A 12,995-nucleotide genomic window follows, 5' to 3' on the forward strand; every position below is an offset into this window, starting at 1 on the left:
CCCGCTGTCATTTTCGACGATTGACGCGTAAGATCCCCCCCCCCCCCCCCCCCCAACAAACACCGAAAGGAAACTTCCCATGCGCAAACTCTCTTACCTCGCCGCCGCAGGCGTCACCGTGACCTTGCTCACCGCCTGTGCCACGCCCTCCGGCCCCGGTTTCATGAGTTTCTTTGTCACCAGCGCGGGCAGCGGCAAGGGCGCCGACCTGGGCGGCCTTGCCGGCGCCGATGCGCACTGCCAGCGCCTGGCCGCAGCGGCCGGCTCCAGCGGCAAAAACTGGCGCGCCTACCTGAGCACGCCGCCCACCTTCGCCTCCGCCACAGCACCTGCTGTGGCCGCCACCCATGCGCGCGACCGGGTAGGCGCCGGCCCGTGGTTCAATGTCAAGGGCGCGATGATTGCGCGCAGCGTCACTCACCTGCACGACGGCAACTTCATCAGCAAGGAAACCGCACTCGACGAGCGCGGCAACGTGATCAAGGGCCGGGGCGATACGCCCAATGAGCACGACATCCTGACCGGCTCGCGTGCGGACGGCACCGCTTTTGCGCCACAGACAGACACCACCTGCAAAGCCTGGACCAGCTCAACCGACGGCTCGGCCATCGTCGGCCATCACGACCTGATCGGCCCCAACACCGACAACTGGGCCAAGTCATGGAACTTCTCGCACCAGTCTGCCGGCTGCAGCCAGGAGGCGCTGGTCCGCACCGGCGGCGCAGGCAAGTTCTACTGCTTCGCAGCGAACTGATCTGATAGATCGATAGCTACAGCGCCCCGGCATCCTGCCGGTGGCGCCGTGGCTTCTTGCCCCGCTCCGGGCTGGTTCGCCCGACCTGGGGTCGGCCCCTATTTTTTGGCGAAATCGGCATCCAGCCCTTATGCAGCTTGTGTAAGCAGCTATTATTTTGCTAGCGCAGGCCATCAGGTGCACGCACACCGCGCAGCCTTTGGCGCCACCCCCTTCTTTCTTATTCCGGACCCCGACTGTGAAGAAGTCCGACATCCGGGCAAGGCGGGTCGTCCCCTTCGCGCAGATGCTGGCGCGCGGGCAAAAAGAAGGCTTGATGCAGCGCCCGCCGGCCCCACCTTATAAATAGAAGTAATACCGACACCCTGAAGGAGCACCATGACCGACACCGCCCTCGCCACCCTCCCGCCGCGCAAGCTGCCAATGCGCGCCCTGCTGATGCTGGTGATGTGCATGGCCTTTCAGATCGCCGCCTGGGTGCTGATCATCGCCGCTGTACTGCAGCTTTGCTTTGCCGCCTTCAGCGATGCGCCCAACCCGCGTTTGCAGAGCCTGGGCCGCAGCGTAGGCCGCTACCTGGGTCAAATCGCCGCCTTCGTGTCTTTTTCCACCGAGACCCTGCCCTTCCCCTTTACCGACTGGCCACCTGCAGATTTGTAAACTGGCGACCTGGCCCAGAGACTGATTTATGAATCAAATCGACTCCAAGCCCTTTATCCACGTGCGCAAGCAGCTATACATTTAATAGCAAAATGTCGTCATTGCGGGCCTGACCCGCAACCCACGGTCGCGTGTATAAGGCCGCTGTGCATGTAACTTGGATGCAGAATCGCCGTAGGGTCAGAGGGCATTTCCTCTGTTATTTGTAAAAGGAATTAATCATGTCCACCAACACAGTCAAACTTCACCGGGTTCTGCGGGCCACCCCCGAGCGGGTTTACCGCGCCTTTCTGGATGCAAACGCCATGTCCAAGTGGCTGCCGCCGAACGGCTACACCGGCAAAGTCCACCAGATGGACGCAAAAGTAGGCGGGATCTGGCGCATGTCCTTCTTCAACTTCACCACCGGCGGCGAGATGTCATTCGGCGGCAAATACCTGGAGCTGGTGCCCAATGAGCGCATCAGCTACACCAGCGCCTTCGACGACAAGAACCTGCCAGGAGAAATGACGACCACCATCACGCTCAAGGCGGTATCGGCCGGGGTTGAAATTCAAGCCGTGCAGGAAGGCATTCCTGCCGTGATTCCGACGGACCAGTGTTATGTGGGCTGGCAGCAGTCGCTGGTGCTGCTGGGCAAGCTGGTCGAAGCAGAGATCAACGAGTAAGGCTGTCCCAGACAGCCCACCCGGTCCCGTAACCGCCTGACCACCGGCCTTCAACGGCCTGCAGACCGGCCTTGAAGCGGTTGCCTGCCGGCCGCTTCCGGGGCAAGATGAGGTCTCCATGTTTTTCCTGTGGCCCCACTACCTCTGGCTGATGCTGGCGCTGCCCCTGCTGCCGGTGCTCTACCTCTGGCTGCTGCGGCGCCGGGGCAAGCTGGCCGTGCGCTACAGCAGCCTTGGTATTGTTCGCGCCGCATCCGCCGGGCGCCAGTGGCGCCAGCATGTGCCAGCCGCCCTGCTTTTGTTGGCTTGCGCCGGATTGTTGCTGGCCACGGCGCGTCCCATGGCGCGGGTGCCGCTGCCCTGGGCACGCTCCACCATCATTCTGGCCATGGACGTATCGCTGAGCATGCGCGTCAGCGACGTCAAGCCGACCCGCATGGTGGCCGCGCAGGATGCCGCGAAGCTGTTTCTGCAAGACCTGCCCAGGAGCATCGAGGTGGGGCTGGTCACCTTTGCAGGCAGCAGCCAGCTAGCACATGCCGCCACGCTGGGCCGCCCCGCACTGGTAGCAGCGATCGACGGATTCCAGATGCAAAGAGGCACGGCCATCGGCAGCGGCATCGTGATGCAGCCTGATCGAACTGTTCCCGGACCAGGGCATCAATCTGGAGGAAATGACCTTCGGCGGCAAACCGCGCGGACGCAGCCTGGACGACAAGGACAAGCCAGCACCCACGCAGATCACGCCAGTGGCGCCGGGTTCGTACAACGCCGCAGCGATCATCCTGCTTAGCGATGGCCGCCGCACGACGGGTGTGGATACTCTGGAAGCGGCAAAAATGGCCGCCGACCGCGGCGTGCGCATCCACGTCGTCGGCCTGGGCAGTGTGGGCGACTCCGGCGCGATGCCAGAAGGCATGCCCATCTACCTGCAACTGGACGAACCCACCTTGCGTGAGGTCGCCCGCATGACCGGCGGCGAGTACCACCATGCGGGCACGGCGGAAGCGCTGCGCGGCGTTTACGAAAACCTGGGGTCGCGGGTGCAGGTGCAGACGCGCGAGACGGAGGTTTCGGCCTTGCTGGCTTTGTTGTCGGCGACATTGGCGCTGGCGGCGGGGGTTTTGTCGCTGGTCTGGTTTCGGCGAATTGTGTGAGCGGACTTGCCTTTGCCCAGGCAGCCCACCCACGACCCAAACATTGGCAGCGGCGAGCAGTTGCTGGTGCTGGTCAGTTGGTGGAGACGAAAATCAGCAAATGACTGGGGGGAAGTCCTGCAGGCCATTGACAAACTACACGGCAAATCATGAACATCAAACACTACACCTACCGGGTCACCTGGTCTCCGGAAGACAACGAGCATCTGGGCTTGTGCGCCGAGTTTCCTTCCTTAAGCTGGTTGGCAAAAACGCCTGAGGCCGCACTCAAAGGCATTGGCAAGGTCGTGGCCGAAGTGGTAGCCGACATGCAGGCCAGCGGCGAGCCCGTTCCCGAGGCAATGGCCGAAAAACACTACAGCGGCGAGTTCAGGGTCAGCATTCCGCCACAGCTTCACCGTAACCTGGCAATGACGGCGGCAGAGCAAGGGGTGAGTTTGAATCGGCTGGCGAGTGCGAAGTTGGCGGCTTAGGACATCAGCTCAACCAACGGATTCACGGCCAACGAATTTTGAATTAACTGGAATCTGACCCCGACTACCTTACATCGTGTGAGCGATTGGCCGCAGCTATCACTTCAATAGCACGACAATATATCTGTCATGCCAGCATCGTCTCGGGAAGCGTACCAACGCCTTCAACCGTCAGATCTGCAACCGTTTTAGGCACCCCGTTGTCTTTGTAGCGAAAGTCAGCAGCGTTTTCGGTCACCAAAATGGCAGGGGGCTGAAAGTCTAGGCAGCTAGCGGCGATGATCGCGTCGGGCAACAGAAGCTTGCCGCCCTTGGGGCCTGCTGCCTGTCCGCCCAACGCCGCTGACAGCTTGAGCCGGTCGGCGCGCAGTTTTGCGGCGCGGTCGAGCACTTGTTCAGTGACCGGCACGATGACAACGCCCGGTGCTGCAAACCGTGCTGTGAACTCGGCTTCAAATTGCAGTGCAACAACGGGATCCAGCAATCTACGAGCAGCAACCAGGCACTCAGCCACACAAATTCCACTGGTCGCCAAGGTTGCCCCCGGGTATGTCAGACGCAACGCGGCAAGCTGGGCAGTCACCACGGTGCGCATAGCCGGGTCGCCCAGAATCATGTGACTCCAGACATTGGTGTCCAACAGCAATACATGGCTCATCATTTGCCGGCACCGTCGGCTGCATCCCGGATGTGCCAGCCCTCACGCTCTTTGCGCAAAAAGGCGCTGAGTTCAGCTGAATCTGCACCGGCAAGCACCGGGCGATCTGCGCGCAGCAATTGCTCCCAGCCGACGCCGGATTCAAGCAAATCACCGCCTGTAGAGATAGATTCCACCAGCGCATCGATCTGCCCCATCACACCGGCCAGTTCACGGCGAATACTGCTGCGCAAACGGCCCAAGGTGCGAGGGTCAAGCTCCAGGTCTTGCTGGCTGCCGAGAATTTTTTGCACAGCCTGCGCCGCGCTATGACTTAGCGCCACAAGCTGACGGTGCGAGGCGCGGTTCGGTGAGAAATCAGGCCAAGATACATCCAATATTTTCTTTGAGACATGCCGGGGACCGAAAAGCCCTCGCGCCTGAAATTCTTTGATTCGCGAATTCGCGTAACCACTATTGAGAAAGGCCTCGACAAAGCGAGCCTCAATCTCAGTCTGCGTGAAGCAAACATACATGGTGTAGTCCACCATAAATCGCGGCGAAAATGAAGATACATCCAAAACACAAGCACACGCATCGCTGGCTGAAGCGGTATACATCACCGCCCATTTCGCATCAACAGGTTGCCCCGTCAGTTTCCGTTGCCAGTCGAGCCAGTCCGTCATGCTCGATTTCTGTTTTTTGGCGCTGTCGCTGCGCCGCTCCTCCCACAGCCGTTCACATTGACCAAACCAGCGCGCAGCCTCCAGGTCGCCGCGCGCTGTCAGTTCTGCCGCTTGTAAAAGGCGCCAGTGCAGGCGCCCGGGCAAGGGCTGGCCCGATGCGTCAACGTCATCTTCTTTCACCAGCGGCAAGGCCACCAGCGGCGGGTTGACCAACGCAAAGGGCAAAACGTTACGCGCCAAAGCCGTGCGGAACAGATATTTGCCTTGCATCCCACCTGAGATAGAAATACCGTCCCAAGGCTTTTTAGCCCCCTCAACAGCCAAAGGGTGGGTGCGCAAGTTCACCACACGGTCAGCCAGGTCCGTCACGCCATCGAGCGACGCGCCCTGAGGCTGCACAAAGTAAAAAGCGCGCGGCACGATGGTTGCACCCTGCCTGAAGCGCGGTGCATAGGCGTTGCCGCCGCTGCCACCCTGCAGCTTCTTTTCAACCAATGCTGAACGTTTCTTTTTGCTTTGCGCATTGCCCAGCTCTTGAAAGTACCAGCGCGTGTTGTCCTCCTTGATGAAAGTCTGCGCGTCGCTCCAGTGCATGTGGGGCCGGGGCAGCTTGCCGTGCAGCACGCGCCCCACCAGGCCGTTGCGCGGCAGGGCGCGCTGGCGCTGGCTTTCTACGCCCTCGGCATGCGAGGCGGTCGCCATCAACACGCAGGCGGGCACGTTGAACAGCGGGGAAACACCTTTCAAGTCCCACACCTCGGTGAGTTTGAAGCCACGCGCCTCGCCGCTACGGGCGTTCTGATGCTGGTCTGCACTTAAAAAAGACCTTGGCAATACAAAAGCGAGCTGGGCACCATCCTTGGCCAAATACTTGCCGCAATGCGACAAAAATACGGCAGACAGATCAATATGCGGGTTATTGGCTTTCGATGCTGGCATTAGTCCGTAATACGCCGCCAGCGCCCGCACATCGGCCTGATAGTCTCCACTGGTGATGTCAGCGTAGGTGAGCCACGGCGGGTTGGCCACTATCACATCAAACATCCGGTGCATAAAGACCGGTTGATACAGGTTTTGCAGCACAAAGCGCCAGATGCTGTCGCGGTTGTTGAGCTTCGCATCACGCATTGCCCGGTACACCGCATACAACTCGCCGACGTTTTGCACTGCCAGCGTCACATCCGGCACGCGATTGCGCAGCGCGTGCTCGAAACTCGCCAGGGTTTGCTCCACTTTGAGCTGGTCGTCAATGAAATGCTGCGCCAGATCAATGGCTTTTGCGAAGCTGTCTGGCTGCCCGATGAAAGGCCCCATATCGAGCCCCAAGCGCTTGTCGTCCACCCGCACAGAAAAATGATGGCCCGACGTGAACAGCGATTTTTTTGCTTCGTCAGACGACAAAAACAGCGTGTTTGCCAAGTACACGTTCAACACAACTGGCGCGCGGGCCCTGGCCACACCATCACCCAGGGCCAATAACATGGTGGTCTTGGCAATTTGCACGGACAAAGGGTGAACATCCACGCCTTTGATCTGATTAGCTATTTGTTGCGGCGGCATGTCCGGCCATTCGCGCCTGTAACGCGCCACCAGCGCTCGCAAAAATGACCCCGACCCACAGGCCGGATCGAGCGCGTAAAAATCACGTTCAAGGTGCAAGTCGTCCACCACCCGCTCACACAACCAGTCAGGGGTGTAGTACTCGCCAAGAGCGTGTCGGGTGTCGATGTCTATCAGTTCCTGATACACACCCTTGAGAATGTCTTCTTCGACATCGGTGAAGTCGTACTCACAAATCTGGTTGTAAAGCTCGCGCAGCGTAGGTGCCAGTTGCTGAAAAAATTCAGGGCTGCTGACCCAATAGAAAAAATCACCCTCAACCAGGTTGGCGACATTCAAGGCGGTGAAAGCCTCTCCCGACAGTATGGCTTTGAGCTCATCGTCGCTGGGACGCGCTGCAGGTTTAAGAACTGCGTAGGCCAGCAATTTGGCAAAAACACTCAGATAGGTATGAACCAGGTACACCGAATTACCCTGGTCAAACTTGCCGTAAGCCAATTGCAGAAACCGCTGCCACTGCTCAAAGGCAACATGCACCACTGAAGTGCTCTCTGTTGCGGGCATGACGCGCTGCATGGCCTGCACCGCGTTGATGAAAATGCGCGACGTGTCGCCGAAGTCGAGCTGAATGGCGTCAAGCGTGGCGCGCTGCCTTGTGGAGCGGAATAGAACCCGATCAAGAAAGAAGAAAAATTTGTCTTCTTTGTCTTTTTTGACCTCAAAATCTTCGACCTTGCGCAGCCCCGCACGATTCGGGGTTGCCTGCCCAAGCAGGACATCAAGATCAGGGGCATAGGTCCGCCAGATACGGCCATCAGTGGCGATCAAAACATAGTCGTAGCGGTCACCGCTATGCCACCTACCGGCCAGATACTCTGCCAGTTGGTCCTCTGCATGTTTACCGGTTTTGGCAAGGTCTTTTTCCCACTCGATGATGACGTTGCTGTAGGCAATGTCGGCATACCCTGTCTTGGGAACACCGGGGCGCGGTATGTTGAAAATGGTCTTTTCACCGCCCTGCGCCAATTGATTGACGACGTCTTTGGCAGCCTGGCTGTCCTGAAACAGACGGGTGAGCAAGTTTTGAAACCGCAGCTTCTTCGCCTCCTCGCTATTGGCCAGGCGCAAACCACTTAGATAGTCCGCGACTTCTTCTTCAACCTTATGTTTTGCCATATTTCTGGAGCTCCCGGACTACGTGCTGTTTGACTTTAAGCGGTAAATCTGTCGAGCTTACAACGCCCTGCCCAGTCTTCCCACCCCTTCCTCAATCTTCCCCACATCCGCCGTGGCAAAACTAAGCCTGAAGGTAGCCATGTCCGGATTCCCCGCATAAAACGGCGCCCCCGGCACAAAGGCCACGCCCTGCGCAATTGCTTTCTTGGCAAACTCGCCAGCGTCTTTGGTCTTGCCGCCCGCACCCGTGAGCCGGGCCCAGAAAAACAAGCCGCCTTGAGGTTGGGTGAATTCGATGGCGTCACCCAGCTCGCGTTTCAGTGCCGCGCCCATCGCCAGGGCGCGTTCGCCATAGGCCTTGCGCACATTGGCCAGGGTGGCGGGCATGCGGCCGGCTTTCAGGTACTGCGCGGCGGTCGCCTGGGCAAAGGTGCTGGTGTGGGCGTCACTGAACTGTTTGCACATGGTGGCCTTGGCTAGCAGCTCGGGGGGGGCGATCATCCAGCCCACGCGCAGGCCGGGGCTTAACACTTTGCTCATGCTGCCGCAGTGCGCGATCAGCTCGCAGCTACCGGGTACGTCCTTCGACAAGCTCAGGATGGACGGTGGGGGAGGCTCACCAAAATAGAGGTCGCCATACGGGTCGTCCTCGACCACCAGGGTGTTGTACTTGACGGCCAGCGCCAGCACCTTTTTGCGGCGCTCCAGGCTCAGCATGGCGCCGCTGGGGTTGCCGAAGGTGGGGATCAGGTAGACAAACTTGGGTTTGTGCTCGGCGATCAGCTTTTCGAGCGCGTCGGAGTCGACGCCGTTGGCGTCGATGGGCGCGCTGACCAGGTCGGCACCGTAGAGGCGGAAGCACTGGATGGTGGCCAGGAAGGTCGGGCCTTCGACGATCACCTTGTCGCCGGGGTCGATCATGGTTTTGCCGAGCAGGTCCAGCGCCTGCTGGCTGCCGGTGGTGACGATCAGGCCGTCGGGCGCAACGCTGACGCCCTTGGTGCCCATGAAGGCGGCGAGCTGTTCGCGCAGCGGGTTGTAGCCTTCGGTTGCGCCGTACTGCAGCGCGCCGCCGGCTTCTTCGGTCAGGGCCTTGTTGGCGGCTTCTTTGATGCCGTCGACGTCGAACATGGCGCTGTCCGGAAAGCCGCCGGCAAAACTTATGATGCCGGGCTTGCCCAGCAGCTTGAACAGTTCACGGATGGCAGAGGTTTCGACATTGTTCAGGCGGTCGGCAAAGGGCAAAGGCATGGCGGTCTCTCTTTCTGCTGAGCATTGTCGCCAATTTGCGCGCAGCTTTCCTGCGTGGCGGTCGTTCGCGGCAGAATACCGGCATGAACACCCTGCCACCGCGCGGGGCGCCGGCCTTGTCATCCACTTCATTTGAGGCGTATCCATGATTGAGCAGCACATAGACATCCCCGGCGCCGACGGCGCCATGAACAGCTTTGTGGTCTACCCCGAAGAAGGCGGGCCGCACCCGGTGGTGCTGTTTTACATGGACGCACCCGGCAAGCGCGAAGAGCTGCACGACATGGCACGGCGCATCGCGGCGGTGGGTTATTACGTGGTGCTGCCCAACCTGTATTACCGGCGCTCACGCGACTTCTGGCTGACCGAGCGCACAGAGGCGCAAATGGCCATCATGTTTGAACACATGAACTCCCTGAGCAACGCCATGGTGGTGAGCGACACCGAAGCCTTGCTGCGTTTTGTTGATGCCCAGCCGCAGGCCGATGCCAGCCGCGTGGGCGCTGTGGGCTACTGCATGAGCGGCCCGTTTGTGATGGCGGCTGCGGCTGCCCTGCCCGGCCGAATCAGCAGCATCGCCAGCATTCACGGCGCCAACCTGGTGACCGAGCGTGACGACTCGCCGCACTTGATGGCGCCCATGATCCGTTGCGAAAGCTACTTTGCCTGCGCCCAGACGGACCGTTGGGCGCCGCCCGAAATTGTGCAAACGCTGCAAGAGGCGCTGGTGGCCGGCGGTACGCCGCACCGCATCGAGTGGTACCCCGACACCGAACACGGTTTTGTCTTCCCCAGGCGCGAAGGCATTTACCAACAGGCGGCTGCCGAGCGGCACTGGGAGCGGCTATTTGACCTGTTCAGGCGAACGCTGCAGAACAACTCCAGGGGTAACGCATGAACATTGTGAACGTCCATCAGCGGCGGCTGGAGGCCACACCGGCACAAGTGGCGATGCTGTTTGATTTACTGGGCTCGCCGGACGACAAGCTGTGGCCAGCCAACTGGCCACGCATGAAGTTCGACCGGCCGCTGGCGCCGGGCGCGGTAGGCGGGCACGGGCCCATCCGTTACGTGGTGACGGCCTATACGCCGGGCGAATCCATCCGTTTCCGATTCACCGAGCCCAAGGGATTTAATGGCTGGCACAGTTTCACCGTGCTGGGCGCCACCGAAGAAGACTGCGTGCTGGAGCACCGCATTGAAATGGAGACAGAAGGCCGCGCCACCTTGATCTGGGAGCTGGCGATCCGCCACCTGCACAACGCCTGCGTGGAAGACGCGCTTGCGCAAGCGCAGCGTGCCGTGGGCAACAAGCCCCGGGTGGTGCCCTGGCCGGCCAAAGTCCGGGTGTTGCGCTGGCTGCTGTCGGTGGGCAGGTCCAAAGGCCGCTGACAAGTTCTCCTAAGGCCAGCACACCCTGAGTTGGCAACCCCTTCAGTGCCCTGCTGATGCGCGCCTGAACCTTTTTGTCCCTGGCAGCGCCGAGCTATCGGCGCCCGTGGCGCCCGCGCTGCTACAGCAGCACAGCTTTGTGCACGGCAGTGTGCTGTCTCATTTGGCGGCGTAGAGCTCTCCGAACATAAACGAGGTAGTCATTTAACTCCTTATAAATAGTAATTTGACTTAACTACTTTTAAGTAGTAAATTCAGATAACTACTTTTGAGGCGTCTCCATGAAATACCCCGTTGACAGCCCACAACAGCTACGCACCATCCTGCGCTCATTGCGGCAAGCGCGAGGCCTGACCCAGACGCAGCTCGGCGAGCGGCTGGGCGTCACGCAAAAGCGTATCGCCCGCATAGAGGCTGCACCAGAAGTCACCGCCTTCGACCAGATTTCCCGCATGGTCACTGCCATGGGCTACCGCCTGATGATCGAAGACCCGTCGGCACACCGCGTAGCCGAGCCGGGGCCTGACACATGGTAACTTTTCGCCGCCCTCGCACCAACCCGCAAAACAGTGTTCTCGGGGTCTGGGCCAATGGCGAACATGTGGGCACATGGTCTGTGGTGGATGGAGAGCACCGCTTCACCTATAACGAAAACTGGCCTGTCTCACCTGCCGCGCGGTGGCTGTCGCTTTCCTTGCCATTCACTCCCGACAACCTGCCCCACCGTGGAGAAGTGGTCCGCAACTTTTTTGACAACCTGTTGCCCGACAGCGATGCCATGCGCCGGCGGCTGCGTGACAAGTTCACCACCGGCAGCACCAATGCGTTTGATCTGCTGGCAGCGATTGGGCGTGACTGCGTAGGCTCTGTGCAACTGCTCCAGCCTGGCATGGCACCTGAGGGCTTCGACCGGATTGAGTCCCGTCCACTGAACGAGACCGAGGTGGAGCAGGCTATCAACCACGCCGTCACCGGCGGGCGTGTTGTGGGTCAGGAATTGACGGATGATTTTCGCATCTCCATCGCCGGCGCGCAGGAGAAAACCGCCCTGCTCTGGCATGACAACCAGTGGCGCAGGCCGGTGGGTGCGACGCCCACCACCCATATTTTCAAACTACCCTTGGGTCTGGTGGGAAATATGCGCGCTGACATGAGCGCCTCTGTGGAGAACGAGTGGCTATGCGCCCAGATACTCGCGCAGCTTGGCCTGCCAGTGGCCACCTGCGAAATGGCCCGCTTCGGCCAGCGCAAAGTGCTGGTGGTGGAGCGCTTCGACCGGGCGCTTCAGCAGCCGCAAGGGCGCGCGCCCTGGATTGCACGCCTCGCTCAAGAAGACTTTTGCCAGGCGCTTGGTGTGGCTGGCGAGCGGAAGTATGAAAACGAAGGCGGTCCGGGAATCAAGGCCATACTCCGGCAGTTGGATAACAGCAGCCGTGCGAGCGAAGACAAGCTCGCCTTTGTCAGCGCCCAGCTCGCCTTCTGGCTCATGGCCGCCACCGATGGCCACGCCAAGAATTTCTCGATTTTTCTGGAGCGCGGCGGTGGCTACCGAATGACGCCGCTGTACGACGTGTTATCGGTCTGGCCCATCATGGGCACCGGCCCCAACCAGTTGCATCCGCGCCGTGCAAAGCTGGCCATGGCCCTGCGGAGCAAAAACTCGCACTACCATCTGCATGAGATCCGCACCCGCCACTGGCAACTGCTGGCGCAGCAAAGCGGCGTGCCCGATGCCTTTGACTACATGGTGGCGCTGGTGCTGCAGGTGCCCGACGCGCTAGAGCGGGTTGCGGCGCAACTGCCGCCCAGATTTCCGCAACGGGTTTTCAAACCGATACGCGCCGGCATGCTGGCGCAGGCTGAACAATTTATTTCAGAGCTTCCATGAAAACGGAATCCATCGCCCCCTTCTTCGCCACCCTGAAAGCCGCCAACCCGCTGCCGGTGACAGAGCTTGAATACACCAGCGTGTTCGAGCTGTTAACGGCCGTTCTGCTGAGCGCGCAGGCCACCGACGTGAGTGTCAACAAGGCCACGCGCAAGCTGTTTCCGGTCGCCAACACGCCGCAAAAGATTCTTGACCTCGGCATCGAGGGGCTGGAGGCCTATATCAAGACCATCGGCCTGTACCGCAGCAAGGCCAAACACCTGATGGCAACCTGCCGCATGCTGGTGGAGCAGCATGGCAGCGTGGTGCCGCGCAGCCGCGAGGCGCTGGAAGCCCTGCCCGGCGTGGGCCGCAAGACCGCCAACGTGGTGCTGAACTCCGCATTTGGTGAAGCGACGATGGCGGTGGACACACACATCTTCCGCCTCGGCAACCGCACCGGCCTGGCGCCAGGCAAGACGCCGCTGGAAGTCGAGCTCAAGCTGCTCAAGCGCATCCCGCCCGAGTACATCGTGGACGCGCACCACTGGCTGATCCTGCACGGGCGATATGTGTGCGTGGCGCGCAAGCCCATGTGCTGGCAGTGCGCGGTGGCACCGTACTGCGACTTCACGCCGAAGACGCCGCTGCCTGCGTAAGCCCTGACTGCACACCGGCAACGGTAGTCCATGCCACATGGATCCCGGACCGAGG

Annotated in this window: 12 protein-coding genes and 1 pseudogene; 10 read left to right on the plus strand and 3 right to left on the minus strand. The window is 60.5% G+C overall.

Features of this window, described 5'->3' with window-relative positions:
- Window positions 1-79: 79 nt before the first annotated feature.
- The 5 genes and pseudogenes from Q8O29_RS17880 (at window position 80) to Q8O29_RS17900 (ending at window position 3,712) form a co-directional block, all read left to right on the plus strand.
- Window positions 80-754, plus strand: a complete 675-nt coding sequence (locus Q8O29_RS17880) for a hypothetical protein (protein ID WP_305565262.1) — start codon at window positions 80-82, stop codon at window positions 752-754.
- Window positions 755-1,132: 378 nt separating this feature from the next.
- A complete protein-coding gene (locus Q8O29_RS17885; protein WP_305565264.1) occupies window positions 1,133-1,414 on the plus strand; it encodes a DUF4389 domain-containing protein in 282 nt (93 codons plus the stop codon).
- A gap of 221 nt (window positions 1,415-1,635) precedes the next feature.
- Window positions 1,636-2,082 (plus strand): SRPBCC family protein, encoded by a 447-nt coding sequence (locus tag Q8O29_RS17890; protein WP_305565266.1) that lies wholly within the window; start codon window positions 1,636-1,638, stop codon window positions 2,080-2,082.
- 118 nt (window positions 2,083-2,200) lie between these two features.
- A pseudogene (locus Q8O29_RS17895) lies at window positions 2,201-3,239 on the plus strand (VWA domain-containing protein).
- Window positions 3,240-3,388: 149 nt separating this feature from the next.
- Complete coding sequence (locus Q8O29_RS17900; protein ID WP_305565268.1) at window positions 3,389-3,712, plus strand: type II toxin-antitoxin system HicB family antitoxin; 324 nt, start codon at window positions 3,389-3,391, stop codon at window positions 3,710-3,712.
- 127 nt (window positions 3,713-3,839) lie between these two features.
- On the opposite strand, the gene Q8O29_RS17905 is transcribed toward Q8O29_RS17900, so the two are convergent.
- From Q8O29_RS17905 to Q8O29_RS17915, 3 genes are read right to left on the minus strand one after another with little or no spacing between them, the layout of a single operon-like run.
- The gene (locus Q8O29_RS17905) at window positions 3,840-4,373 is read right to left on the minus strand and encodes a type II toxin-antitoxin system VapC family toxin (RefSeq protein ID WP_305565270.1); all 534 of its coding nucleotides are present in this window, start codon (window positions 4,371-4,373) and stop codon (window positions 3,840-3,842) included.
- Window positions 4,370-7,771 carry an N-6 DNA methylase gene (locus Q8O29_RS17910; protein WP_305565272.1) on the minus strand — a complete coding sequence of 1,134 codons (3,402 nt, stop codon included), beginning with the start codon at window positions 7,769-7,771 and terminating at the stop codon, window positions 4,370-4,372. Before Q8O29_RS17910 ends, Q8O29_RS17905 begins: the two co-directional genes overlap by 4 nt.
- 57 nt (window positions 7,772-7,828) lie before the next feature.
- Window positions 7,829-9,016, minus strand: a complete 1,188-nt coding sequence (locus tag Q8O29_RS17915; protein ID WP_305565351.1) for a PLP-dependent aminotransferase family protein — start codon at window positions 9,014-9,016, stop codon at window positions 7,829-7,831.
- Between the two features lie 151 nt (window positions 9,017-9,167).
- On the opposite strand from Q8O29_RS17915, the gene Q8O29_RS17920 reads away from it, so the two are divergent.
- From Q8O29_RS17920 to nth, 5 genes are all read left to right on the plus strand, one after another.
- Window positions 9,168-9,920: a dienelactone hydrolase family protein gene (locus Q8O29_RS17920; protein WP_305565274.1), complete on the plus strand. Its 753-nt coding sequence runs from the start codon at window positions 9,168-9,170 to the stop codon at window positions 9,918-9,920.
- Window positions 9,917-10,414, plus strand: coding sequence for an SRPBCC family protein (locus tag Q8O29_RS17925; protein ID WP_305565276.1), 498 nt, complete (start codon window positions 9,917-9,919; stop codon window positions 10,412-10,414). The genes Q8O29_RS17920 and Q8O29_RS17925 overlap by 4 nt, the downstream gene beginning before the upstream one ends.
- Before the next feature lie 281 nt (window positions 10,415-10,695).
- Window positions 10,696-10,950: a helix-turn-helix domain-containing protein gene (locus Q8O29_RS17930; RefSeq protein WP_305565278.1), complete on the plus strand. Its 255-nt coding sequence runs from the start codon at window positions 10,696-10,698 to the stop codon at window positions 10,948-10,950.
- A complete protein-coding gene (locus Q8O29_RS17935) occupies window positions 10,944-12,302 on the plus strand; it encodes a type II toxin-antitoxin system HipA family toxin (RefSeq protein WP_305565280.1) in 1,359 nt (452 codons plus the stop codon). The genes Q8O29_RS17930 and Q8O29_RS17935 overlap by 7 nt, the downstream gene beginning before the upstream one ends.
- Entirely contained in the window at window positions 12,299-12,940 is a 642-nt protein-coding gene (nth, locus tag Q8O29_RS17940; RefSeq protein ID WP_305565282.1) for an endonuclease III, read from the plus strand. The genes Q8O29_RS17935 and nth overlap by 4 nt, the downstream gene beginning before the upstream one ends.
- The last annotated feature ends 55 nt before the right edge of the window (window positions 12,941-12,995 follow it).

The sequence above is a fragment of the Polaromonas sp. genome, assembly GCF_030689685.1.
Classification (GTDB): Bacteria; Pseudomonadota; Gammaproteobacteria; order Burkholderiales; family Burkholderiaceae_C; genus Polaromonas.